The 23,816-nt window shown below is 69.7% G+C and carries 19 protein-coding genes; 10 read left to right on the top strand and 9 right to left on the bottom strand.

The genetic code is table 11. From position 1 onward, the window contains the following. Positions 1-461: 461 nt before the first annotated feature. Positions 462-1,640 carry an acyltransferase family protein gene (locus ABZS61_RS02580; protein ID WP_356414938.1) on the top strand — a complete coding sequence of 393 codons (1,179 nt, stop codon included), beginning with the start codon at positions 462-464 and terminating at the stop codon, positions 1,638-1,640. Positions 1,641-1,721: 81 nt separating this feature from the next. Here ABZS61_RS02580 and ABZS61_RS02585 read toward each other — a convergent pair whose 3' ends face one another. Further along, positions 1,722-2,222 carry an HD domain-containing protein gene (locus ABZS61_RS02585; RefSeq protein WP_356414941.1) on the bottom strand — a complete coding sequence of 167 codons (501 nt, stop codon included), beginning with the start codon at positions 2,220-2,222 and terminating at the stop codon, positions 1,722-1,724. Between the two features lie 149 nt (positions 2,223-2,371). Here ABZS61_RS02585 and ABZS61_RS02590 point away from each other — a divergent pair, with 149 nt between their 5' ends. After that, on the top strand, positions 2,372-3,550 hold the full coding sequence (locus tag ABZS61_RS02590; protein ID WP_356414944.1) for a cation:proton antiporter: 1,179 nt from the start codon (positions 2,372-2,374) through the stop codon (positions 3,548-3,550). 127 nt (positions 3,551-3,677) lie between these two features. Here the strand turns inward: ABZS61_RS02590 and ABZS61_RS02595 are convergent, their stop codons facing one another. From ABZS61_RS02595 to ABZS61_RS02605, 3 genes are all read right to left on the bottom strand, one after another. Next, positions 3,678-4,823: a PP2C family protein-serine/threonine phosphatase gene (locus tag ABZS61_RS02595; protein ID WP_356414946.1), complete on the bottom strand. Its 1,146-nt coding sequence runs from the start codon at positions 4,821-4,823 to the stop codon at positions 3,678-3,680. Between the two features lie 122 nt (positions 4,824-4,945). Further along, complete coding sequence (locus tag ABZS61_RS02600; protein ID WP_356414948.1) at positions 4,946-5,842, bottom strand: DNA-formamidopyrimidine glycosylase family protein; 897 nt, start codon at positions 5,840-5,842, stop codon at positions 4,946-4,948. Between the two features lie 75 nt (positions 5,843-5,917). After that, on the bottom strand, positions 5,918-6,406 hold the full coding sequence (locus ABZS61_RS02605) for a ribose-5-phosphate isomerase (RefSeq protein ID WP_356414951.1): 489 nt from the start codon (positions 6,404-6,406) through the stop codon (positions 5,918-5,920). 250 nt (positions 6,407-6,656) lie between these two features. Here ABZS61_RS02605 and ABZS61_RS02610 point away from each other — a divergent pair, with 250 nt between their 5' ends. Further along, positions 6,657-8,096, top strand: a complete 1,440-nt coding sequence (locus ABZS61_RS02610; protein WP_356414954.1) for an amino acid permease — start codon at positions 6,657-6,659, stop codon at positions 8,094-8,096. A gap of 394 nt (positions 8,097-8,490) precedes the next feature. Here ABZS61_RS02610 and ABZS61_RS02615 read toward each other — a convergent pair whose 3' ends face one another. Further along, positions 8,491-9,084 carry a biotin transporter BioY gene (locus tag ABZS61_RS02615; protein ID WP_356414957.1) on the bottom strand — a complete coding sequence of 198 codons (594 nt, stop codon included), beginning with the start codon at positions 9,082-9,084 and terminating at the stop codon, positions 8,491-8,493. 269 nt (positions 9,085-9,353) lie between these two features. On the opposite strand from ABZS61_RS02615, the gene ABZS61_RS02620 reads away from it, so the two are divergent. The 3 genes from ABZS61_RS02620 (at position 9,354) to ABZS61_RS02630 (ending at position 13,000) form a co-directional block, all read left to right on the top strand. Continuing rightward, the gene (locus tag ABZS61_RS02620; RefSeq protein ID WP_356414959.1) at positions 9,354-10,751 is read left to right on the top strand and encodes an amino acid permease; all 1,398 of its coding nucleotides are present in this window, start codon (positions 9,354-9,356) and stop codon (positions 10,749-10,751) included. A 136-nt stretch (positions 10,752-10,887) separates the two neighbouring features. After that, positions 10,888-12,294, top strand: a complete 1,407-nt coding sequence (locus ABZS61_RS02625) for an amino acid permease (RefSeq protein WP_356414962.1) — start codon at positions 10,888-10,890, stop codon at positions 12,292-12,294. A 43-nt stretch (positions 12,295-12,337) separates the two neighbouring features. Beyond that, entirely contained in the window at positions 12,338-13,000 is a 663-nt protein-coding gene (locus ABZS61_RS02630; protein WP_356414965.1) for a CatB-related O-acetyltransferase, read from the top strand. 79 nt (positions 13,001-13,079) lie between these two features. Here the strand turns inward: ABZS61_RS02630 and ABZS61_RS02635 are convergent, their stop codons facing one another. Next, on the bottom strand, positions 13,080-13,520 hold the full coding sequence (locus tag ABZS61_RS02635; RefSeq protein WP_356414967.1) for a GNAT family N-acetyltransferase: 441 nt from the start codon (positions 13,518-13,520) through the stop codon (positions 13,080-13,082). A 224-nt stretch (positions 13,521-13,744) separates the two neighbouring features. Here ABZS61_RS02635 and ABZS61_RS02640 point away from each other — a divergent pair, with 224 nt between their 5' ends. Further along, positions 13,745-14,386 (top strand): superoxide dismutase, encoded by a 642-nt coding sequence (locus ABZS61_RS02640; protein WP_124282381.1) that lies wholly within the window; start codon positions 13,745-13,747, stop codon positions 14,384-14,386. Positions 14,387-14,517: 131 nt separating this feature from the next. Here the strand turns inward: ABZS61_RS02640 and ABZS61_RS02645 are convergent, their stop codons facing one another. Further along, a complete protein-coding gene (locus ABZS61_RS02645; protein WP_356414970.1) occupies positions 14,518-15,168 on the bottom strand; it encodes a DsbA family protein in 651 nt (216 codons plus the stop codon). A gap of 133 nt (positions 15,169-15,301) precedes the next feature. On the opposite strand from ABZS61_RS02645, the gene pepN reads away from it, so the two are divergent. The 3 genes from pepN (at position 15,302) to ABZS61_RS02660 (ending at position 22,545) form a co-directional block, all read left to right on the top strand. Continuing rightward, on the top strand, positions 15,302-17,884 hold the full coding sequence (gene pepN, locus ABZS61_RS02650; protein WP_356414973.1) for an aminopeptidase N: 2,583 nt from the start codon (positions 15,302-15,304) through the stop codon (positions 17,882-17,884). Positions 17,885-18,057: 173 nt separating this feature from the next. After that, the gene (locus tag ABZS61_RS02655) at positions 18,058-19,065 is read left to right on the top strand and encodes a hypothetical protein (protein WP_356414976.1); all 1,008 of its coding nucleotides are present in this window, start codon (positions 18,058-18,060) and stop codon (positions 19,063-19,065) included. A 171-nt stretch (positions 19,066-19,236) separates the two neighbouring features. After that, positions 19,237-22,545 (top strand): S8 family serine peptidase, encoded by a 3,309-nt coding sequence (locus tag ABZS61_RS02660; protein WP_356414978.1) that lies wholly within the window; start codon positions 19,237-19,239, stop codon positions 22,543-22,545. Between the two features lie 62 nt (positions 22,546-22,607). On the opposite strand, the gene ABZS61_RS02665 is transcribed toward ABZS61_RS02660, so the two are convergent. Next, the gene (locus ABZS61_RS02665) at positions 22,608-23,252 is read right to left on the bottom strand and encodes a hypothetical protein (RefSeq protein ID WP_356414981.1); all 645 of its coding nucleotides are present in this window, start codon (positions 23,250-23,252) and stop codon (positions 22,608-22,610) included. A 2-nt stretch (positions 23,253-23,254) separates the two neighbouring features. Next, positions 23,255-23,785, bottom strand: coding sequence for a sigma-70 family RNA polymerase sigma factor (locus tag ABZS61_RS02670; RefSeq protein WP_356414984.1), 531 nt, complete (start codon positions 23,783-23,785; stop codon positions 23,255-23,257). Positions 23,786-23,816 lie beyond the last annotated feature (31 nt).

A 23,816-nucleotide genomic window follows, 5' to 3' on the forward strand; every position in this document is an offset into this window, starting at 1 on the left:
CGGTCCGCCTTGCCGGCCCGGTGGCGTGCAGCCCAGCACACCTCCGTTGACTCCATCGTGCCACCAACTCCCCTGTGGATGCTGCCAGGTGACGGACGGCACTGTCCGGATCGCGCCATCCTCACGCCCGCCCGCACGCCGGGGCGGATCGGCGTACGGGGCGCCCGGGGAAGGCGCCCCGGGGCGCAGACGGAAATCTGTGCGCCGACTGTGCGCGAGGCAGTTCGAATATCGGCCACTGTGATCGTTTCCATACCCCCACACTTCATTCACAGTATTTTGCCGTGCGTTCGTGCGACGAAATTCACTCTCCCCAACTACGCGACGATATGCCCTATTTAAGAGGGATTAACCGCCTCATAGCGGTCGGTTGTCGGTGGTTTCATTTTCGAATCAGCGGGAAGACGCGAAATCTCTTGTGAGTTTCACGCACGGCAATCAACGGGTCTAAGGTGCTTTAGATGTTCCAAGCTCCGAGCGAATTCAAGAGGGCCCCGATCCCCCCGGAGACCCGGGAGTCGGAGCCCAGACACGAGCGCGCGGCGTCGACGGCCGTCAGGACTCCCCCTGCGTCCGCCCCGGTCCGCTCCGCAGCCCCGGCGGCCTCCGGGCGCCCCGCTCCGGCCAAGCACCGCGATGCCTACTTCGACAATGTGAAGTACCTCGCGATCGTGCTCGTCGCGGTGGCCCACGCCTGGGAACCGGTGATGGACGGCAGCCGCGCCGCACGCGCCCTGTACATGGTCGTGTACACGTTCCACATGCCGGCCTTCATCCTCATCTCCGGCTACTTCTCACGGTCGTTCGACATGAGTCCCGCCAAGGTGAAGCGTCTGGTCACCGGGGTGGCCGTGCCCTATGTCCTGTTCGAGACGGCGTATTCGCTGTTCAAGCGGTACGCGGGCGGCGGTTCGGAGGACGTCCCGGTCACCCTGCTCGACCCCCTGTTCCTCACCTGGTTCCTGATCGCCCTGTTCATCTGGCGGGTCACCACCCCGCTCTGGCAGTCACTGCGCCACCCGCTGCCGGTCGCCCTCACGATCGCCGTGCTCGCGTCGGTGACTCCGGGCATCGGTGACGACCTCGATCTGCAGCGTGTCCTGCAGCTCCTGCCGTTCTTCGTGCTGGGTCTCCTGCTGAAGCCCGAGCACTTCCAGCTGGTCCGGCGGCGTGAGGTGCGGCTGCTCGCTCTGCCGCTGTTCGCCGGGGCCCTGCTGTTCGCCTACTGGGCGTCGCCGCGCATGCAGCTCGGCTGGTTCTACCGGAGCAGTGCCGCACAGGAACTGGGCGCACCGTGGTGGTCGGGGGCCGTGATGTCCCTGGCGATGTTCGGATGTGCGCTCGTTCTCACGATCGGATTCCTGGCCTGGGTGCCGCGCCGTCACATGTGGTTCACCGTGCTGGGAGCGGGGACGATCTGCGGCTATCTGCTGCACGGCTTCCTCGTGAAGGGCGCCGGATACTTCGGCCTGTTCGACCGGTACGAGTGGCTCACCGGCCCTGCCGGCCTGATGGTCGTCTCCGTGGTCGCGGCTGCCGCCGTCACCCTGATGTGCACTCCCCCGGTCCGGCGCGTTCTGCGGTTCGCCACCGAGCCGGATCTGGACTGGGCGTTCCGCCGGAAGGCCGCCAAGCGCTGAGCCCGTCCGGCCCGCGACCGTCCGGACGGGTTCCGGCCGTCGCGCGGTCCGGCCCCGGACCGGCGACGGGCCGGTCCGGGATCAGCCTCCCGCGGGGTTGGCCGGATCCGGACGGTCGGTGGGCAATTCGCCTCCGGGGAGCCCCAACAGCCCACGCACCTGCGCATATTTCGCTGTCAGCCGGGTACGCGTCGCCGGATCCAGGACGGCGAGGCGGTCCGGATCGGCGTTGTGCGCGAGGTCGGACTCCTTGATCAGCAGCGCGCCGGGCGTGGCGAGAATCCGCCCGGCGTACGCGGAGAGGTCCTCGCCGTCCCGCTTGGTGACGGCGAGGACCATTTCCTTGACCTGCCGCGGGAGCGGGGCCTCGTCCAACCACTGCCGGGACAGCGCGTCGTCCTCGACGGCGTCGTGCAGCCAGGCGGCGGCGATCTGCTCGTCGCTGCCGCCCCGGATCCGTACACCCTCGGCCACTGCGGCGAGGTGCTCGGCGTAGGGGCGCCCCGCCTTGTCGGTCTGGGTGCGATGGGCCTCGCGAGCGGTGAACTCGACCTCGGCCAGGGTCAGATACGGCGTCGCCATGCGCCCGACTGTACGCCTCGGGTCCGGAGTTCGACGGGTTCATAGTTGCAGTGTCAATCATTCGGTAAACTAATTACTGACGATTCCTTGACGCTCTCTTGACCTACTGAAGGATCAGGCTCATCGGACACGCAGACACGCTCATCGCCATGGGCGGCGCCTTCCTGGCCGCCGCGGTCCTCGCCCGCGTCGGCGGCCGGATCGGACTGCCGACCATTCCCCTGTTCATCCTGGCCGGGATCCTGCTCGGCCCGCACACACCCGGTGTCGTCCTCGTCGACGACCCCCACGATCTGGAGATGCTCTCCGCGCTGGGCCTGGTACTGCTGCTCTTCTACCTGGGCCTGGAGTTCCACCTGGACGACCTCAAGGCGGGCGGGCGCAAGATGGCGCTCGCCGGTGGCACGTACCTCGTACTGAACGTCGGCGCCGGGCTCGGTTTCGGCTTCGCGCTGGGCTGGGGCACGTCCGAGGCGCTCGTCCTCGCCGGTGTGCTCGGGATCTCGTCCTCGGCGATCGTCACCAAGGTCCTGGTGGACCTCGGGCGCATCGGCAACGCCGAGACCAAACCGATCCTGGGCATCATCGTCGTCGAGGACGTCTTCCTCGCCCTCTACCTGGCCGCGCTCCAGCCCATCCTCTCCGGCGCGGACAGCCTCTCCGCAGCGGCCCTCGACGGGGGCAAGGCGTTCGGCTTCCTGCTGCTCCTCGCACTGGCCGCACGCTTCGGAACCAAGGTCGTCTCCCGGCTCTTCGACACCAAGGACGACGAACTCCTCGTCATCTCCTTCCTCGGCGCCGCCGTCTTCGTCGCGGGCGTCTCGGAGTGGTTCGGGGTGGCCGACGCGATCGGCGCGTTCATGGTCGGCCTGATGCTCGGCAGCACCACGTCGGGCCCGCGCATCCTCAAGCTCGTCCATCCGCTGCGTGATGCTTTCGGCGCCATCTTCTTCTTCGCGTTCGGCCTCTCGATCGACCCGGGCGACCTGCCGAGCGTCGTGTGGCCGGTACTCGCCGCGGTCGCGGTGACCATGGCGATGAACGTGCTCGCGGGACTGGCAGCCGCCAGGATCTACGCCTTCGGACCCCGGGCCACCGCGAACATCTCGACCACACTGCTGGCCCGCGGCGAGTTCGCCCTGATTCTCGCGACCATGGCGGCGGGCGCGGGACTGGACGAACGGCTCTCCCCGTTCATCGCCGGCTATGTGCTCCTGCTCGCGGTCCTGGCGCCGCTGGCGGCCGGCCGCTCGCACTGGCTGGCCCGCTTCCTGCCCGGAGGGCCGTCGAAGGACCGGGGTACCGAGAAGACCGCGGTGCCGGTCTGACCATCGGGTACGGGTACGGGGAGCCGCGTTTCCGTGCCCGCGCCCGTACCCGCCCGGAAGATCCACGTTCGGGTGAAAGCGGGTAGCCGCATTGACGGTTGCACCTTTTCGGACGCTTCCGTACGGTTCAGGCGCGACGGGACAGAAGCAGCAGCGCACGGTCGTCGTTGACGTCCTTCGCGCATGCCTCGATGAGGTGCCAGGCCGCGCCGTCGAAGCCCGTGGCGACATAGCGGTCGGCCTCGCCGGTCAGCCGGTCGATGCCCTCGGCCATGTCCCGGTCGGACGCCTCCACCAGTCCGTCGGTGAAGAGCATCAGCACGTCGCCGGGCGCCAACGAGCCCTTCACCGCGTCGAACTGGGCTCCGTCGTACACGCCCAGCAGCGGCCCCTCCGCGGCCTTCTCCTCCCACTGGCCGCTGCCCGCGTGCAGCTGCAGTGCCGGCGGGTGACCGGCGGACAGAATTTCGTAGTCGCCCGACTCCAGATCCAGGACCAGATGGATCGACGTGGCGAAACCCTCGTCCCAGTCCTGGCGCAGGAGGTAGCCGTTGGCCGCCGGCAGGAAGCCGTGCGGGGGCAGTGAGCCGAGAAGGCCGCCGAAGGCGCCGGACAGCAGCAGGGCCCGGGAGCCCGCATCCATGCCCTTGCCGGACACGTCCGTGAGGACCACTTCGAGGGTGCGCCCGCCGTTGGTACGGGCCGCGACGACGAAGTCGCCGGAGAAGGACTGGCCGCCGGCCGGACGGAGCGCCATCTCGCGGTGCCAGCCCTTCGGCAGCAGGGGCAGGGCGCTCTGCACCCGGATCCTCTCGCGGAGGTCGAAGAGCATCGTGCCGCCGCGCCTCCACGGCACCCCGACTCTCGCCCGGAACTGGGCGAGGACCAGCCCGAAGAAGCCGCAGGCGGCGACGACCAGGACGGTGCCCGGAGTGACTCCGGCCGGTTCCTTCATGTACGGGCCCAGGCTGAGCGACTCCACGATGAGGGCGGCGGCCGCGGCCGCGTACAGACCCAGCAGGCTGGCCGGCCGGAGCAGCAGACCGCCGGCGACGATGGGCAGCGCCAGCGCGGCCGGTGAGAACCACACGGGGTTCAGCAGAGTGGCGCAGGTGATCGCCGGAATGACGAGCAGGAGGCCGACGAGCGCGATCCAGTCGGAGCCGTCACCGCGGAAGTAGTCGACACCGGACTTGCGCAGCGCGATGCGCGCCCGATGGGCCGATCTTCGCCACCGGGCCACGTACGCGTCTACTCCTCTGCGACGGGCCATTGCCGGGACCCTATCCACCCGACAGCCTCCGGTGCAGGGGGACCCCTGTGACAATGCGTTTGAAATCGGGCCGACCCGGTCCGGAGCGCGTACCCCGGGGATGCTCCGGAGTCGCTTTGTCCTCAATCGCGGGGCGGGCCGCATGTGTTCGCGGCCGGACCGGACGCGCCCTTCTGGCAGGACGGGCACCAGAAGAGGTTGCGGGCCGCGAGGTCCGCGGTGCGGATCCCGGTGCCGCAGATGTGGCAGGCCTGCCGGGCCCGCCGGTAGACGTAGACCTCGCCGCCGTGGTCGTCGACGCGCGGTGGGCGGCCCATCGCCTCGGGCAGGTGCTCGGGGCGGACCGTGTCGATCCGGTTGTTCCGTACGCCCTCGCGCATCAGCTCGCCGAGGTCGGACCAGATCGCGTCCCACTCCCTGCGCGTGAGGTCCTTGCCGAGGCGGTACGGGTCGATGCCGTGCCGGAACAGGACCTCGGCGCGGTAGACGTTGCCGACGCCCGCGACGACCTTCTGGTCCATCAGCAGGGCGGCGACGGTGACGCGGCTCCGGGAGATCCGCTGCCAGGCCCGTTCGCCGTCCTCGCCGGTGCGTAGCGGGTCCGGGCCGAGCCGGTCGTGTATCGCCCGCTTCTCGGGTTCGGTGATCAGCGCGCACGTGGTGGGGCCGCGCAGGTCGGCGTAGTGGGCGTCGTTGACCAGGCGGAGCCGGACCGTGTCGGTGGGCGGCGGCGCCGGCGTCGTACCGAAGCCGAGTTTGCCGAAGAGGCCGAGGTGGATATGGACCCAGCCGGGCCCGTCGAAGCTCCGCCGGTCGGAGATCCGCCCGTCGGAGCCGTGACCGTCGAAGCCCAGGAAGAGGTGCTTCCCGTGTGCGTCCACGCCGGTGAGGGTCCGGCCGTCCAGCAGGGCCGCACTGTCGGAGAACTTGCCCTGCGGGCTGCTCACCCGCACCGGGCCGCCCTCGAACCGCTCACGGTGGTCCGCGGCGAGGCGGTGGATCGTATGCCCCTCGGGCACGGCGGATCTCCTCGGTGACACGACTGTGCCGCCGGGTACGGGACCCGGCGGCACAGTGGAGCGGGTGCGGGCTGTTCAGCCCTGCTGCGGGTGGTGGGCCGGGATCGGGGGGAGCTCGCCGGTCTCCTCGTACGCCGACAGCATCTCGATGCGGCGGGTGTGACGCTCCTCGTCGGAGTACGGGGTGCCGAGGAAGATCTCGACGAACTTGGTGGACTCCTCCGTCGTGTGCATCCGGCCGCCGATGGCCACCACGTTGGCGTCGTTGTGCTCACGGCCGAGCGCGGCGGTCTGCTCGCTCCAGGCGAGTGCGGCGCGGACGCCCTTGACCTTGTTGGCGGCGATCTGCTCGCCGTTGCCGGAGCCGCCGATGACGATGCCGAGGCTGCCCTTGTCCGCTGCGGTCCGCTCGGCGGCACGCAGGCAGAACGGCGGGTAGTCGTCCTGGGCGTCATAGATGTGGGGACCACAGTCGACGGCCTCGTGGCCCTGGGCCGTGAGCCACTCGACGAGGTGGTTCTTGAGTTCGTAGCCGGCATGGTCGGAGCCGAGGTACACGCGCATGGTGCGAAGTGTGGCACGGACCGGGCGGGGTAGCCGTCAGCGGGGTCGGGACCCACCGGGCGGTCCGGGGGCCCGCGTCCGGCCTCGGGACCTGTGTGCCACGCCACTCGGGCAACGATCCGGTCAACGATCCGGAAGAGGGGGTTCCCCTTCCGGTGTCAATCGGGCTTGAATGCGTGGCCTTGCCTTCGCACCACCCCCGCTGAGGCAGGACCGACACACGCGATCAGAAAACGTAAGGATTCGATCCATGACGTCGCAGACGACTCTGGCCGAGCCGGGCAAACAGCCCGAGGGGCCGGACAAGCCGGACTCCACGGACGGGCTTCAGGCCGGTCTCAAGAACCGTCATCTCTCGATGATCGCCATCGGTGGCGTGATCGGCGCGGGCCTCTTCGTAGGCTCCGGCGCCGGTATCGCCGCCGCTGGACCGGCCATTCTCCTGTCGTACGCGCTCGTCGGCCTGATGGTCGTCTTCGTCATGCGGATGCTCGGCGAGATGGCCGTCGCCCGGCCCAGCTCCGGCTCCTTCTCCGCCTACGCGGACCGGGCCCTGGGCCGCTGGGCAGGCTTCTCGATCGGCTGGCTGTACTGGTTCTTCTGGGTCGTGGTGCTCGCCGTCGAGGCCACGGCGGGTGCCAAGATCCTGGAGAGCTGGATCCCCGGCGTTCCGCAGTGGGCCTGGGCCCTGATCGTCATGGTGGTACTCACCGCGACCAACCTGGTCTCCGTCGGCTCGTACGGTGAGTTCGAGTTCTGGTTCGCCGGGATCAAGGTCGTGGCGATCGGCGCCTTCGTCGTCGTCGGCATGCTCGCCGTCTTCGGCCTGCTGCCGGGCTCGGACAACCCAGGGTCGGGTCTCGCCCACCTCACGGACACCGGCGGGTTCTTCCCCGAAGGACCGGGCGCCATCCTCACGGGTGTGCTGATGGTCGTCTTCTCCTTCATGGGCAGCGAGATCGTGACCCTGGCCGCCGGTGAGTCCGAGGACCCGCAGCGCGCCGTCTCCAAGGCGACCAACAGCGTGATCTGGCGTATCGCCATCTTCTACCTGGGCTCGATCTTCATCGTCCTGACGCTGCTGCCCTGGAACGACCCGTCGATCGTCAAGGACGGCTCGTACGTCGCCGCACTGAACGCCATCGGCATTCCGCACGCGGGTCAGGTCATGGACGTCATCGTGCTGACGGCCGTGCTGTCCTGCCTCAACTCCGGCCTCTACACGGCCTCTCGGATGGGCTTCTCGCTCGGCCAGCGGGGCGACGCCCCGAAGTCCTTCGCCCGCGTGAACAAGCGGGGCGTGCCGCAGGTGGCGATCCTGTCGTCCGTCGTGTTCGGCTTCGTGGCCGTCTTCTTCAACTACCAGTGGCCCGACACGGTGTTCCAGTTCCTGCTGAACTCCTCCGGTGCCATCGCCCTGTTCGTCTGGCTGGTGATCTGCTTCACCCAGCTGCGGATGCGCGGCATCATCCTGCGCGAGTCGCCGGAGAAGCTCGTCGTACGGATGTGGCTCTTCCCGTATCTGACCTGGGCGACGATCGCGATGATCTCGTTCGTCCTGGTCTACATGCTGACCGACGACGCCGGGCGCGAGCAGGTACTGCTCTCGCTGCTGGTCGCGGCGCTGGTCGTGGCCGTCTCGCTGGTACGGGAGGCGCGCGGCCGCAAGGCGGCTGCCCCGGTCGAGTAGCCGGCGCGGACACCTGACGGCCGGTTTCAGGCCCACCCGGGAGGCCCTCCCTTCGCGACGCGTCCAGCGAGCGAACGGGGGGCCTCCCTCTTTGCCGCCCACACGGCCGCCCCTCGGCTTCCCGACCGGCTTCGCTCCGCCCCGGCCTTCCGCAGGACGGGGCCGCCTGCTGCGGCTGCTCCCGCCGCGCGGCGGTACGGACGTGGCGGCCTGCCGGTGCCGCATGCGGAGGTCACCGCTGAACCGGGCCGTACCGAGGGGCCGTAGGCCGGACTTCCCCTTCGTCGGCGGGTGCCGTACCGGGGGCTCACACCGCCCCCGGGCACACGAGAGGCCCGCCGGTCGTGCTGCTGTGGCAGTACGACCGGCGGGCCTCTCCGGTGGGCCTACGGCATCAGCCGCGGCGCCCGATGAGCTTCCAGGACGCGGGCAGCGCGCCCATGGCCAGCGCCGCCTTGAGGGCGTCACCGATCAGGAACGGCGTGAGGCCCGCCGCGACGGCGGCGCTCATCGACATCCCGGTGGAGAGGGCCAGGTACGGCACACCGACCGCATAGATGATCACGGAGCCGGCCACCATCGTGCCCGCCGTGCGCAGCACCGAGCGGTCACCGCCGCGGCGGGCGAGACCGCCGACGACCGTGGCCGCGAGCAGCATGCCCAGCACGTAGCCGAACGAGGCGCCGCCGGCTCCGGACGTGCCCTCGGCGAACCACGGCATGCCGGCCATCCCGATGAGCGCGTACAGCGCGAGGGAGAGGAAGCCGCGACGGGCGCCCAGGGCGGTGCCGATGAGCAGCGCGGCGAAGGTCTGGCCGGTGACGGGAACCGGGGAGCCGGGAACGGGGACGGCTATCTGGGCCGCGATACCGGTGAGTGCGGCGCCGCCGAGGACCAGCGCGGTGTCCACGGCATAACGGTGCCGGGCTGCGGGCAGCAGGTCGGCGAGGACCGCTCCGGAACGGATGGGGGCGGCAGCAGTGCTCATCGGGGGACTCCGCAGGTGAGGGCAACAGGACAGGTGGGGACAGACTGAGGGTGACGTTAGCCGACGGAATATCGCTCGATCACCAGCAGCCGCCCACAAAGCGGTGGTTGACGAGTTAGTCGGGTTCGGACAAAGAGCGTCACGCAATCACTCACTGACGTGATGCTTGTCACTGAGGCCGGGACCTGTGCGACACCCTGGGCGGGAAGAACCGGTGGTCCGTGAGACTGTAGCTTCCCCATAAATGATCCGAGAGTGACCCGCACCTCATGCACGACGCCCCTCCCTCCGCGCCCTCCCCCCTGCAGCCGGAGCCCCTGTCCCACGGCCTGAAGCAGCGCCACCTGACCATGCTCGGGCTGGGCGGAGTGATCGGCGCCGGGCTGTTCGTCGGCTCGCGCGCCGGGATCGCCGTCGCGGGCCCCGCGATCGTCGTCTCGTACCTGATCGCGGGCGCGCTCGCGATGCTGGTGATGCGGATGCTCGGCGAGATGTCCGCGGCGATGCCCGCGTCCGGTTCCTTCTCCGTCCATGCGGAACGTGCGCTGGGCCGCTGGGCGGGCTTCAGCGCGGGCTGGCTGTACTGGTTCCTGCTGGTGGTCGTGCTCGCCGTGGAGGCGACGGCGGCCGCGCAGATCGCTCACGGGTGGGTACCCGCGGTGGATCAGTGGCTCTGGGTGCTGGTGTTCATGGTGGTGTTCACCGTGGCCAATCTGACGGCCGTGAAGAACTTCGGCGAGTTCGAGTTCTGGCTCGCCGCGCTCAAGGTGACGGCCATCGTGGCCTTCCTCGTGCTCGGGCTGCTGGCCGTCTTCGGAGTCCTCCCGGACACCGATCCGGTCGGGATGACCAACCTCACCGGACAGGGCGGTTTCCTGCCGAACGGCTGGGAAGGCGTTGTCTCCGGCGTACTGACCGTGGTCTTCGCCTTCGGCGGGCTGGAGGTCGTAACGATCGCGGCCGCCGAGACCGACGATCCGGCGCGCGCGGTGGGCCGTGCGGTGCGCAGCGCGATGGTGCGCGTCCTCTTCTTCTACGTCGGTTCGATGCTGATCATCGTGACGGTACTTCCCTGGACCGCCCAGCAGGCGGGGCTCAGCCCGTACGTGAAGGTTCTGGACGCGATCGGGGTGCCGTCGGCCGGGCAGATCATGAACGTCGTGGTCTTCGTGGCGCTGCTCTCGGCGCTCAACGCCAACCTGTACGGGGCCTCTCGGATGGTCTTCTCGCTGGCCGAGCGCGGCGAGGCCCCGCGTGGGCTGCTCACGGTCTCCGGAGGCGGCGGTGGCGGGGTGCCGAGGCGGGCCGTACTGGCTTCGGTCGCCTTCGGCTTCGTCTCCGTACTGCTCAATCTGCAGTGGCCCGACACGGTCTTCCTCTACCTGCTCAACTCGGTCGGTGCGGTCCTGCTGTTCGTCTGGGCCCTGATCGCCGCCTCACAACTGCGCCTGCGCCGGCGCATCGAACGTGACGCGCCCCAGGCCCTGACCCTGAGAATGTGGTGCTTCCCCTATCTGACCTGGCTGACCCTGGCCGGTCTGCTGGGTGTCCTGCTGCTGATGCTCACCGATGACGCGGCGCGCTCCCAGGTCCTGTGGTCGGCGGGGGCCACCGGGCTGGTGCTGCTCGTGGCAGGGGCGCGGGAGTTCCGGGCACGCAGGGCGTGATGGCGGGTCACCTCGTACACGCGTGTGCACCATGTGTGAGCCCGGTGACCGTATAGCGGACAACGGTTCCTTGTGGGCGGGCCACGTGCCCAGACTGTGGGCCGTCCCCTGTCCCACCAGCGAACAGAGCCTGCCGATGTCCCGGACTTCCGCGCCGCCCCCCACGGACACCACGCCCACCGCCGACTCCGCACTCACCCACGGGCTCAAGCAGCGCCATCTGTCGATGATCGCCCTCGGCGGTGTCATCGGCGCCGGCCTCTTCGTCGGCTCCGGCGCCGGAATCGCCGCCGCCGGTCCGTCGATCGTCATCGCCTACGGCATCTCCGGCCTGCTGGTCATGTTCGTGATGCGGATGCTGGGCGAGATGTCGGCCGCCAATCCGGCGTCGGGGTCGTTCTCCGTGCACGCCGACCGGGCGATCGGACCGTGGGCGGGCTTCACCGCCGGATGGTCGTTCTGGGTGCTGCTCTGTGTCGCCGTCGGCCTGGAGGGCATCGGAGCCGCGAAGATTGTCACGGGCTGGTTGCCCGGCACACCCGAGTGGGCCTGGGTCGCCCTGTTCATGCTGGTCTTCCTCGGCACGAACCTCGCCGCCGTGAAGAACTTCGGCGAGTTCGAATTCTGGTTCGCGGCACTCAAGGTCGTCGCGATCACGCTCTTCCTGGTGCTCGGCGTACTCGCGCTCCTCGGATGGCTGCCCGGCACGGACTCCCCCGGCGGATCGAACCTCACCGGAGAGGGCGGGCTCCTGCCGCACGGTTCCGACGGGTTCATCATCGGACTGCTCGCGTCCGTCTTCGCGTACGGCGGTCTGGAGACCGTCACCATCGCCGCGGCCGAGTCGGAGAACCCGGTGCAGGGCGTCGCCAAGGCCGTGCGCACGGCGATGTGGCGGATCGCGGTCTTCTACGTCGGCTCGATGGCGGTCATCGTCGCCCTCGTCCCGTGGGACGACCCGGCGGTCGCCGAGGTCGGCCCGTTCTGCGCGGCCCTCGACCACCTCGGCATCAGCGGCGCCGCGGAGATCATGAACGTGGTCATCCTGGTCGCCCTGCTCTCCGCGATGAACGCCAACATCTACGGCGCCTCGCGCATGGCCTGCTCGCTCGTCGCACGCGGCCAGGGACCGAAGCGCATCGGCACGATCTCGTCCGGTGTCCCGCGCAACGCCGTCCTCGTCTCCTCCGTGTTCGGCTTCCTGTGCGTGCTGCTCAGCTACTGGCGTCCCGATGACGTCTTCCCGTGGCTGCTCAACATGATCGGCGCGGTGATCCTGGTCGTCTGGATCTTCATCGCCGTCTCCCAGCTGATCCTGCGCAGCCGGATGGAGCGCGACGCACCCGAGAAGCTCGTCGTGCGCATGTGGCTCTTCCCGGTCCTGACGATCGTGGCGCTGCTCGCCATGGCCGGCATCTTCTTCCTGATGCTACGTCAGCCCGACACGCGTGACCAGCTGCTGGCGACCGGCGCGCTGACCGCGGTGCTGATCGTGACCGGTCTCGTCCGTCAGAAGCGTGCGGCGCGCGAACCGCGCGCCTGAAACTCCCGTGCACACCGCACGGGTCCTCTGGGAGAGTGCCCGCATGAGCCACGTCCCCGCCGATCCGACCGTGCTCCACCCGATGCCCGGCCAGCCCCGGGTGGTGCAGCTGAAGCCCCTGGTCACCTCGGCCCTCATCGAGGTCGGCGAGTACTCGTACTACGACGATCCCGATGACGCGACCGCGTTCGAGACCCGCAACGTGCTGTACCACTACGGTCCGGAGAAGCTCGTCATCGGCAGGTTCTGTGCGCTGGGGACCGGGGTGCGCTTCATCATGAACGGCGCCAACCACCGCATGGACGGCCCGTCGACGTTCCCGTTCCCCACCCTGGGCGGCTCCTGGGCCGACCATTTCGACCTGCTGACCGGTCTGCCGGTCCGGGGCGACACGGTGGTCGGCCACGACGTCTGGTTCGGCTACCGGGCGACGGTGATGCCGGGCGTACGGATCGGGAACGGCGCGATCATCGCCGCGGACGCCGTGGTCACGGCCGATGTCCCGGACTACGGGATCGTCGGCGGCAACCCGGCGAAGCTGATCCGTACCCGGTACGACGACGCGGACATCGCCCGGCTGCTCGCCGTCGCCTGGTGGGACTGGCCCGCCGAGCACATCACCGAGCATGTCCGCACGATCATGTCGGGCAGCATCGACGACCTGGAGGCGGCCGCACCCGAGGGCTCCCCTCAGCCGGGCCGCTGAGCCGAAGGAACCAGCCCCAGCACCCGGGCTTGGGGGACCTACCGGGCGCGTCCCCGTGAAGGCGTGACGCCCAGGGGAATCATCCGAGTTCGAAGCGGAGCAACGGCAGTTCGCGCCCCGGGATCGAGCCCGACGGGGTTGCGCCGATGCGGACTGCCCCCATGGCCACGTAGAACGGCTCGGCGTTCGGGTCCGCGTCGATGGTGAGCGCTGCGAAGCCGAGCCGCCGTGCCTGCGTCATGGTGCGTTCGAACAGCGTCCTGCCCACGCCCCGGCCGATCGTGTCCGGCTCCACGAACATCATGCCGAGGGCACCTTCGGGAGGGTCTCCGTCCAGGGTGGTGAACCCCAGGATGCGCCCGTCCTCCTCCGCGACCTGGGTCCGCCGGGGGCCCACATCGGCCGGGCGGACGGTGAGTTCGCCGCGGCAGGCGGCCGGGAACTCCTCGTCGTAGTCCCAGTGCCCCTTCGACCGCAGGGCCGGCCCGGTCAGTGCCGCGGCCTCCTCGGGGCGCCCCATTCGTGCCTTCGTACGCACCGACTCCCTTTCCGGGCCGTCGGCGTGCGACGCCCGCCGCCGACCCTGCCCACGCCCTGGCATCCGCCGGTCGGTGTCCACACGGCGGGGCTACGGTCCGGGGTCCTAGGACCAGGGGCTGATCACTTCCGGGCCCTCCTCCTGCTAGCCTGCAATTGCGAACGACTTGCAATAACAACAGGACAGCAGTTGGAGGGTTCGAACCTATGGCCACGTATACGCTTCCGGAACTCCCGTACGACTACGCGGCGCTCGAACCGGTCATCAACCCGCAGATCGTCGAGCTCCACCACGACAAGCACCACGCCGCGTACGTCAAGGGCGCCAACGACACCCTGGAGCAGCTGGAAGAGGCCCGCGACAAGGAGGCCTGGGGTGCGATCAACGGCCTCCAGAAGAACCTCGCGTTCCATCTCTCCGGCCACATCCTGCACTCGATCTACTGGCACAACATGACCGGCGACGGCGGCGGCGAGCCCCTCGCGGCGGACGGTGTGGGCGACCTCGCCGACGCGATCACCGAGTCCTTCGGCTCGTACGCCGGCTTCAAGTCCCAGCTGACGAAGGCCGCGGCCACCACGCAGGGATCCGGCTGGGGCGTCCTCGCCTACGAGCCGGTCAGCGGCCGGCTGATCGTCGAGCAGGTCTACGACCACCAGGGCAACGTCGGCCAGGGCTCGGTCCCGATCCTGGTCTTCGACGCCTGGGAGCACGCCTTCTACCTCCAGTACAAGAACCAGAAGGTCGACTTCATCGAGGCGATGTGGCGCGTCGTCAACTGGCAGGACGTGGCGAAGCGGTACGCGGCCGCCAAGGAGCGCGCGGACGTGCTCCTGCTCGCTCCCTGACGGTGTGCAGACGTCCTGCCTCGTGATCGTCTTCTCAACCTTCACCCGGCAGGCGGATCAAAGAAGAACCCCCGCGAGGACATGACTCGCGGGGGTTCTTCCATGGGGCCGTGCGGGCTCGCACGGATACGTCAGTCGAAGGACGGGCCCTGCGTACGGGTCCGCTTGATCTCGTAGAAGCCGGGGACCGACGCCACCAACAGCGTGCCGTCCCACAGCTTCGCCGCGTCCTCGCCCTTCGGGGCGGGGGTCACGACAGGGCCGAAGAAGGCGATCTGCTCGCCGTCGGCACCCGGCACGGCGATGACCGGCGTGCCGACGTCCTGGCCGACCTTGTCGATGCCCTCCTTGTGGGAGGCGCGCAGCTCCTTGTCGTACGTGTCCGAGTCCGCGTACTCGGCGAGCTCCACCGGCAGGCCGACATCCTCGAGGGCACCCACGACGGCCTCGCGGGTCGGGCCCTCGCCCTTGTTGTGGAAGCGGGTACCGAGCGCCGTGTAAAGGGGGCCGACGACGTCGTCGCCGTGCTTCTGCTGGGCGGCGACGACGACCCGGACCGGGCCCCATGCCTTGTTCGCCAGCATGTCCCTGTATTCCTCGGGCAGCTCGTCCAGCCTGTCCTCGTTGAGGACGGCCAGGCTCATCACGTGCCAGCGGATCTCGACGTCGCGGACCTTCTCCACTTCCAGCATCCAGCGTGAGGTCATCCAGGCCCAGGGGCAGAGCGGGTCGAACCAGAAGTCCGCCGGGATCTTGCCGTCCGACGTGCTGTTCTCGGGCATGTTTCTCCTCATGAGGTCGTCTCGCACCTGAGTTCCAGAACACCGCGGGGCGCTCCGGCCATTCCCGGACACCGGGGTGTTCGGCCGCATGCGAGGATCAAAGCTGTTCGAATGAGACACAAAGGAGTGTTCCGTGCCCGGTGAGAACCTGTCCCGCGACGAGGCCCGTGAGAGGGCCGAGCTGCTGACCGTCGACGGTTACGAGGTCGCCCTCGACCTGCGTTCCGCCGTCGGCGAGCCCGACGGGAGCGCCGGTCCGCGCACGTTCCGCTCCCTGACCACGATCCGCTTCCGCGCCGCACGCGCGGGGGCCTCGACCTTCGCCGACCTGGTGGCCCCGACCGTGAGCACGGTGACGCTGAACGGGAAGGCCCTGGACCCGGCGGCCGTCTTCGACGGCGCCCGGATCGCACTGGACGGCCTCGCCGGGGGCGAGAACGTCCTGGTGGTCGACGCGCAGTGCGCGTACAGCCGGACCGGCGAGGGCATGCACCGCTTCGTCGACCCGGAGGACGGCGAGGTCTACCTCTACACGCACTACGAGCCGGCCGACGCCCGGCGCGTCTACGCAAACTTCGAGCAGCCCGACCTGAAGGCCCCCTACCGCTTCGAGGTCACGGCGCCCGAGGGGTGGACGGTCCGGTCGAACGGCGCGGAGGAGTTCCACGAGGGCGAGGAGTGGCGGTTCGCGGAGACGAAGCCCATCTCGACGTACATCACGACGGTGGTGGCGGGTCCGTACCACTGCGAGAGCGACCTCTACACCCGTACGTTCGACGACGGTTCGAAGCTGGAGATCCCGCTGGGCGCGATGTGCCGCAAAGGGCTCGCGCGGCACTTCGACGCGGACGACATCTTCCTGATCACCAAGCAGGGCCTGGACTTCTTCCACGACCACTTCGACTACCCGTACCCGTTCGGGAAGTACGACCAGGCCTTCGTGCCCGAGTACAACATCGGCGCCATGGAGAACCCGGGCTGTGTCACCTTCCGCGAGGAGTACATCTACCGCGGCAAGGTGACTTCGGCCTCCTACCAGCGCCGCGCCAACACCATCCTCCACGAGATGGCGCACATGTGGTTCGGCGATCTGGTCACCATGCAGTGGTGGGACGACCTGTGGCTGAAGGAGTCCTTCGCCGACTTCATGGGGTCGTTCTCGATGGTGGAGGCCACCCGCTTCACCGACGGCTGGATCACCTTCGCCAACAGCCGCAAGGCCTGGGCGTACCGCGCCGACCAGCTGCCGTCCACGCACCCGATCACGGCCGACATCCGTGACCTGGAGGACGCCAAGCTGAACTTCGACGGCATCACGTACGCCAAGGGCGCATCGGTGCTGAAGCAGCTGGTGGCGTACGTGGGACGGGACGCGTTCCTGGAGGGCGCGCGCCGCTACTTCAAGCAGCACGCGTACGGCAACACCCAGCTGGGGGACCTGCTCTCGGTGCTGGCCGAGACGTCCGGGCGCGACATGACGGCCTGGTCCCGCTCCTGGCTGCAGACGGCGGGCGTCAACGTTCTGACGCCGGCGGTGACATACGACGCGGCGGACCGGATCACGGAGCTGGTGGTGCTCCAGGGGGCTGCCCCCTCCCACCCGGAGCTGCGCCCGCACCGGGTCGCGGTGGGCCTGTACCGGCTCTCCCCGGAGGGTTCGCTGGTGCGGTACGCCCGCGCCGAGGCGGACGTCGCCGGTGAGAGCACCGTGATCGCGGAGCTGGCCGGGGCCGAGAAGCCGGACCTGATCCTGGTCAACGACGACGACCTCACGTACTGCAAGGTCCGCTTCGACGAGGGATCCCTCGCCACCCTGCGGGACCATCTGGGCGACATCACCGACCCGCTGGCCCGCGCGCTGTGCTGGTCCGCGCTGTGGAACCTGACCCGGGACGCGCTGCTGCCGGCCCGCGACTTCGTGTCCCTGGTCCTGGCGTTCGCCGGCCGGGAGTCGGACATCGGCGTGCTCCAGATGCTGCACGCCTGGGTCCAGTCCGCGCTCGTTCACTACGCCGCGCCGGCATGGCGCGAGGAGGGCGGCCGGGCACTGGCCGAGGGTGCGCTTCGGGAGCTGCGTCTCGCCGGGCCGGGCGGTCAGCACCAGCTGGCCTGGGCGCGGTTCTTCGCGGCGGTCGCCACCTCGGAGGCGGACTTCCAGCTGCTGACGGGCCTGCTGGACGACACGGCCGTGATCGAGGGCCTGGATGTCGACCAGGAGCTGCGCTGGGCGTTCCTGTCGCCGCTGGCCTCGCACGGGGTGGCCGGCGAGCCGGCCATCGACGCCGAACTGGCCCGCGACGACACGGCGTCCGGCAAGCGCCACCACGTACGGTGCCTGGCCTCGCGCCCCTCGGCCGCGGTCAAGGACCAGGCGTGGGCGGCGGTCGTGGAGTCGGACAAGCTGTCCAACGCGCTCGCCGGCGCGACGATCGCGGGCTTCGTGCAGTCCTCGCAGCGCGAGCTGCTGGCGCCGTACACGGCCTCGTACTTCGAGGCGATCGAGCGGGTGTGGGCCGAGCGGTCCATCCAGATCGGCATGGACGTCGTCAAGGGGCTGTTCCCGGGGCTGCAGGACGACCCCGCGACGCTGGCGGCGACGGACGCGTGGCTGACCTCCCGCCCGGACGCGGCCCCGGCGCTGCGGCGGCTGGTCCTGGAGGCCCGGGACGACCTGGCGCGGGCGCTGCGCGGCCAGGAGTGCGACGCCGCAGCCTGATGTGGTGACACGGCCGCCCCGCACACCTGTGCGGGGCGGCCGCCGCACAATCCCCGGCGCGACCGCTCTTTTCGGCAGTCGAACTGCCGTACTTTAGGACGGCGTTGTCCTGAAATGCCGACGGCTTCGTAACAGGGGTCATCGCCCCTGAGAGGTACGGGAACCTCCGGGGCATGACCCAGAACACCCCGCTGCCACCCCGCCCCCTTCACGATGTGCGTCAACGCGTGCAGTCCGCCGCGCAGTTGCGCGCTCAGGGGGTGTCCGCCGCACAGACCGCCGCGCAGTGCCTGCCGGGCGGCCCGTGGCAGCAGTTGCTGCCCGGCGTGTACCTCCTGCACCCGGGCCCGCCCACGAGCCAGGAGCGCCTGCACGGTGCCCTGTTGTACGCCGGCCGGCCACCGGTCTCCGCGCGGCGGACCGTGCCGGCCCAGTCCGGTCCGGGGTACGGCGAGGCGATGGTCACCGGGCTGGCGGCGCTGGCCCTGCACGGCTTCGCGTCCGCGCCGCCGATGATCGCTCTCCACCGGATCGACGTGCTGGTTCCGCGCACGAGGCGGCTGCGCTCCACCCGCTTCGTCGGTGTGAAGCGGGCGGCCTCGCTGCCCGCGCCCGACCGGCGGCTCGGAGTGCCCGTGGCCCCGGTCGAGCGAGCCCTCGCGGATGCGGTGGCCGGGCTCACGGACGCCCCCACGGTGCGCCGGATGCTGACGGAGGCGGTGCGGGGCGGTCACTGCGAACCGGCAACGGTCGTGCGGGAGTTGAGTGCGGCCAAGCTGCTGGGCAGGCCCCATGTGGTGGAGGCCGTCGACGCGCTGCTCATGGAGGGCAGGGCGGTGGCGGAGGACCGGCTGTACGAGATGGTGCGCAGCTACGGTCTGCCGGAGCCGCTGTGGAACGTGGATCTGTACCTGCAGGGCGGCACGTTCCTGGGCGGAGTGGACGCGTACTGGCCGGAGCAGGCCGTCGCGCTCGAACTCGGCACCCGCAGCCCTCGCCAGGAGCACGTCACGTACACCGCGGAACGGGAGCACCTGGAGCGGCTCGGGGTGACGGTCGTGCGTGTCACGGCGAAGAAGCTGCGCGAGAGGATGGCGCAGCAGGCGGTGGTGGTGCGTACGGCCCTGATGGCGGCGGACGACCGCGAACCGGCCGCGTACGTGGTGGTCCTGCCGCGGTGAGCGGAAAAATTCACCCTTTTCGTCCCACATGACGCATCGGAACCGGTGGCGAATGTACGCCATGTCCACTACTCGCCGCCGCCAAGTCTCCACAAAACCGCGCCTCTTAAGAAAGGCTGAGCGGTCATCCGGTACCGAATTCCGGATCCTCTCTTTCTTTCACCTTCAGGGATGCTGATGACCAAGGAATCCCCCAGCTCCATACCCGGGGCGAGACGCGCCGCGCGCATCGCGGCCGCTGCCGGTCTGGTGGCCGCGCTGGCCGCCTCCGGCGCCGCCCCGGTCTTCGCCGCCGACGACCCGGCGACCACGCCGGTGAAGCCTGCCGCCACGAGCGGCAAGGGCGACAAGCTCGGTGAGGCCGACGCCGATGTGCTGGCGAAGGCCGAGGCCAAGGGCGAGAAGAACATCACGATGATGGTCGCCACCGCCCCCGGTGCGACCGAGCAGGTCACCGAGCAGCTGGACGCCGTCAAGGGGTCCGTGCTGGGACAGACGTACGACAAGCTCGGCTATGTCCGGGCGACCGTGCCGACCGCGACGGCCGAGGCCACCATCAAGGCCGCCCAGAAGCTGTCGTCCGTGTACGGCATCGATCTCAAGCAGGAGATCAAGCTCGACGACCCGACGCCCTCGGGCGACCGGGCCGCCGGTGCGAAGCAGCCGAAGGCCACGGGCAGTTACCCGGCGCCCGGCAAGAACACGCCGGCGAAGAACCCGTACAACCCGTCCTTCGAGACGGGCGCGGTCGACTTCGTCCAGCAGCACCCGAAGGCCGACGGCCGCGGTATCACCATCGGTGTCCTGGACTCCGGTGTCGACATCGCGCACCCGGCGCTGCAGAAGACCACCACCGGCGAGCGCAAGATCGTCGACTGGGTGACGGCAACCGACCCCGTGAGCGACGGCGACCGCACCTGGCTGCGGATGACCGCGGCCGTGGCGGGTCCGACGTTCACCATCGGCGGCCGCACCTACTCGGCGCCGGAGGGGTCCTACAAGATCCAGCTCTTCTCCGAGTCCGCCACCACGGGTGGCGACATGGCCGGGGACCTGAACCGGGACGGCGACACCACCGACGTCTGGGCCGTGCTCTACGACCCGACCGCCGGCACCGTGCGCGTCGACCTGAACAACGACGCGGACTTCGGCAACGACACCGCGCTCAAGCCGTACAAGGACAAGCACCAGGTCGGCTACTTCGGCACGGACAACCCGGCGACGCAGATCGTCGAGCGCATCCCGTTCGTCGTCGAGACCCGCAAGAACGTCGTCTTCGACGCGGCCGGCACCAAGGCCGACTACGTCAACATCGGCGTCATCGAGAGCGAGCACGGCACGCACGTCGCGGGCATCACCGCGGCCAACGGCCTGTTCGGCGGCAAGATGAACGGCGCGGCGCCCGGCGCCAAGGTCGTCTCCTCGCGTGCCTGCACCTGGTCCGGCGGCTGCACCAACATCGCGCTGACCGAGGGCATGATCGACCTCGTCGTGAACCGCGGTGTCGACGTCGTCAACATGTCGATCGGCGGCCTGCCGCCGCTCAACGACGGCAACAACGCGCGCGCCGAGCTCTACAAGCGGCTCATCGACATCTACGGCGTCCAGCTGGTCATCTCGGCCGGCAACGAAGGCCCGGGTGTCAACACGATCGGTGACCCCGGCCTCGCCGACCACGTCATCTCCGTCGGCGCGTCCATCTCCAAGGAGACCTGGGCCGCGAACTACGGCTCGAACGTCACCAAGAAGTACGACATGCTGCCCTTCTCCTCGCGCGGTCCGCGTGAGGACGGCGGCTTCGCGCCGATCCTGACGGCTCCGGGTGCGTCCATCAACACCACCCAGACCTGGTTCCCCGGCGGTCCGGTCAAGGAGGCGGGTTACACGCTGCCCGCCGGCTACTCCATGCTGCAGGGCACCTCGATGTCCTCGCCGCAGGCCGCCGGCGCCACGGCGCTGCTCCTGTCCGCCGCGAAGCAGAAGAACATCGAGCTGCCCCCGGCCGATCTGCGCACCGCGCTGACCAGCACCGCCACCCACATCGACGGCGTGCCCGCGCACGCCCAGGGTGCCGGTCTGATCAACATCGTCGGTGCCTGGAAGCAGATCGAGAAGCAGGGCACCCCGGCGCACGAGTACTCGGTGAAGGCCCCGGTCGACACCGCGATCGACTTCGCGCTGAAGACCCCGGGCTTCGGTACCGGCCTGTACGACCGTGAGGGCGGCCTCCAGGCCGGCCAGAAGAAGTCGTACGACGTCACCGTCACCCGCACCACGGGTCCGGACCGCAACGTCGCGCACAAGCTGTCGTGGAAGAACAACGACGGCACCTTCAAGCTGACCGGTTCGAGCACCGTCTCGCTGCCGCTCGGCACGCCGGTGACCGTCAAGGTCGAGGCGAAGCCCCGCACCGCGGGTGTGCACAGCGCGATCCTGCAGGTGGACGACGCCAAGACCGTCGGCGTGGACCAGCAGATCCTGTCCACCGTCATCGTTTCCAAGGACCTGGTGAAGCCGGGTTACGCGTTCTCGACGACCGGCTCGGTGCAGCGCAACGGCACCACGTCGTACTTCGTGAACGTGCCGGAGGGCGCGGAGACGCTCGAGGTCGCGATGAGCGCCCTGCGCTCGGGCAGCCAGACGCGGTTCATCTCCCTCCACCCTTACGGGGTGGCGGTGGAGGACAGCTCCACGATCTTCTGCTACCCGAACTACGAGAACCCGGCCAACACCTGCCGTCCGGACACGCGGTCCTACAAGGCCCCGCAGCCCGGCGTCTGGGAGATCGAGGTCGAGTCCCGCCGTACGTCGCCGCTGCTGGACAACCCGTACAAGCTGGATGTCTCGCTGCTCGGCGCGTCCTTCGACCCGGCGGTGAAGACCATCGCCGAGGCGAAGATCGGCACCCCGGCGGCGGTGGAGTGGACGGTCACCAACAACGCCGGTGACCTTCAGGGCTCGCTCAAGGGCGGCTCGCTGGGTTCGGCCAAGGTCGAGCGTCCGTCGATCTCCACGGGTGAGACGTACGAGACCACGGTCACCATCGGTGAGGGCGTCGAGAAGCTCGACTTCGCCATCGGTGGCACCTCGGACGCCAACGCCGACATCGACCTGTACGTCTACAACGGCGCCACGGAGGTCGGTGCGTCCACGACGGCCGGTTCCGAGGAGTCGGTCAGCCTGGTGAAGCCGGCCGCCGGTACGTACACCGTCGTCATCGATGGCTACTCGGTCCCGGCCGGGACCACCGAGTACGACTATCGCGACGTGTACTACGCACCGTCGCTGGGCGCGATCAACGTCGACGAGTCGAAGGCCGTGACCCTGGCCAACGGCGCGTCCGCGCAGGTCGGCGCCGAGGTCGTGGTCGCCGGAGCGGCTCCCGAGGGCCGTCAGTTCTTCGGCGAGGTGCAGCTGGTGAACTCCCGCGGCACCGCGGCGGGCACCGGCAGCGTCGTGATCGAGAAGGTCACGCCGTAACGGCCTGACGTACCTGAGCAGCGGGGCGGGCGCTCTTCCGGGAGCTCCCGCCCCGCTGTGCGTCATCCGGGGTCCGTGCACTCCAGGGTGCGCGAGGCGGGCAGCGCGGCCGACATCCACTGCCAGGCGGCGGCCCGGTCCTCACCGATGAAGGACTCGACCCCCTCGCCGGGGAAGCGCGAGACGATCACGACCATGGGCCTGCCCGGCCGGAAGTAGTCCTCCTCCTCGCCCGGGACGAAGAACGCGGTCTCCCGCGGTCCCCGGTCCGGTTTGAGGTACCGGTCGACCGTCAGCACGACCCGTACGAGGCCGCCGACCCGTTCCGTCCGGCTGACCGTGCCGTCCGCGACGACCCGCGCGCAGGCCATCAGGCCCTCCTCGGTCAGTTTGACGTCACCGTGCTCCCCGGACGGCTGGGCGACCGACCAGAGGATTCCGGTCCCGGCCAGGCATGCGGCGATCACCACGGAAGCGGCGAGCGCGAGTGGCCCCTTCCGCGCCCACCGGGGACGCGAAGGCGTGAGGGTGCCCGGTGCGCCGTCCGAGGTGGCCAGACGGTCCCCTATGAGGTGCAGCTGCTCGCGGAGCTCCGTCATGTCACGCCTCGCGGCGTCGTACCGCGCAGCGGCCGGCGCGTCGCCCGGGTCGGGCGCGGACTGCCCCAGCAGTACGGCCATCAGCTCGTCGGACCCGTCCGTGTCCATCGTCACACCACCTCGTCCGCGTGAACCCGCGCGAGCCGCTCGCGCATCGCTCGGGCCGCCGCGTGCAGGCGGCTCTTGACCGTTCCCTCCGGGATGCCCAGCTGCGTCGCGATCTGCCCTACCGAGAGGTCCGCGTAGAACCGCAGGACCAGGGCCTGGCGCTGCGGTGCCGGCAGTTCGTCCAGCCCCTCGGCCACCGTGAGAGCCAGCAGGCGGTCCTCCTGACCACCCTCCGTGCCGGAGCCGGGCGGGCTCAGCGCGGCGAGCCGGGCGCCGACCCGGGCCTGCCGGTTCCTGCTCCGGTGCCAGTCGGCGGCCAGGTTCGAGGCGACCACGGCCGCCCAGGCGCCGATCTCCCGGGGGGCTTCCCGGCCGCTCGCCGAGCGCTCCAGGAGGCGCAGCCGTATCTGCTGCACACCGTCCTGCAGGTCGGAGTACGGAACTCCGCCCAGTGAAAGAACCGCCCTGACGCGGTTCACCTGTGCCGGGCCCAGGGGATCGTCCCCCGCGCCGGCCGCCTTCCTTCCCAGCAAGGAGCACCTCCCCCTGATTGTGTTTCCCCTC

The organism is Streptomyces sp. NPDC005566 (assembly GCF_040605575.1).
In the GTDB taxonomy this organism is placed as follows: Bacteria; Actinomycetota; Actinomycetes; order Streptomycetales; family Streptomycetaceae; genus Streptomyces.

What these genes read in the sequence shown, in the direction of transcription:
- ABZS61_RS02595 (WP_356414946.1), bottom strand. Translation starts at nt 4,823, where the DNA reads ATGGCCCGTCGCAGAGGAGTAGACGCGTACGTGGCCCGGTGGCGAAGA.
- ABZS61_RS02620 (WP_356414959.1), top strand. Translation starts at nt 9,354, where the DNA reads ATGCACGACGCCCCTCCCTCCGCGCCCTCCCCCCTGCAGCCGGAGCCC.
- ABZS61_RS02585 (WP_356414941.1), bottom strand. Translation starts at nt 2,222, where the DNA reads ATGGCGACGCCGTATCTGACCCTGGCCGAGGTCGAGTTCACCGCTCGC.
- ABZS61_RS02610 (WP_356414954.1), top strand. Translation starts at nt 6,657, where the DNA reads ATGACGTCGCAGACGACTCTGGCCGAGCCGGGCAAACAGCCCGAGGGG.
- ABZS61_RS02625 (WP_356414962.1), top strand. Translation starts at nt 10,888, where the DNA reads ATGTCCCGGACTTCCGCGCCGCCCCCCACGGACACCACGCCCACCGCC.
- ABZS61_RS02635 (WP_356414967.1), bottom strand. Translation starts at nt 13,520, where the DNA reads ATGGGGCGCCCCGAGGAGGCCGCGGCACTGACCGGGCCGGCCCTGCGG.
- ABZS61_RS02640 (WP_124282381.1), top strand. Translation starts at nt 13,745, where the DNA reads ATGGCCACGTATACGCTTCCGGAACTCCCGTACGACTACGCGGCGCTC.
- ABZS61_RS02615 (WP_356414957.1), bottom strand. Translation starts at nt 9,084, where the DNA reads ATGAGCACTGCTGCCGCCCCCATCCGTTCCGGAGCGGTCCTCGCCGAC.
- ABZS61_RS02645 (WP_356414970.1), bottom strand. Translation starts at nt 15,168, where the DNA reads ATGCCCGAGAACAGCACGTCGGACGGCAAGATCCCGGCGGACTTCTGG.
- ABZS61_RS02660 (WP_356414978.1), top strand. Translation starts at nt 19,237, where the DNA reads ATGCTGATGACCAAGGAATCCCCCAGCTCCATACCCGGGGCGAGACGC.
- ABZS61_RS02665 (WP_356414981.1), bottom strand. Translation starts at nt 23,252, where the DNA reads ATGGACACGGACGGGTCCGACGAGCTGATGGCCGTACTGCTGGGGCAG.
- ABZS61_RS02630 (WP_356414965.1), top strand. Translation starts at nt 12,338, where the DNA reads ATGAGCCACGTCCCCGCCGATCCGACCGTGCTCCACCCGATGCCCGGC.
- ABZS61_RS02655 (WP_356414976.1), top strand. Translation starts at nt 18,058, where the DNA reads ATGACCCAGAACACCCCGCTGCCACCCCGCCCCCTTCACGATGTGCGT.
- ABZS61_RS02590 (WP_356414944.1), top strand. Translation starts at nt 2,372, where the DNA reads ATGGGCGGCGCCTTCCTGGCCGCCGCGGTCCTCGCCCGCGTCGGCGGC.
- ABZS61_RS02580 (WP_356414938.1), top strand. Translation starts at nt 462, where the DNA reads ATGTTCCAAGCTCCGAGCGAATTCAAGAGGGCCCCGATCCCCCCGGAG.
- ABZS61_RS02605 (WP_356414951.1), bottom strand. Translation starts at nt 6,406, where the DNA reads ATGCGCGTGTACCTCGGCTCCGACCATGCCGGCTACGAACTCAAGAAC.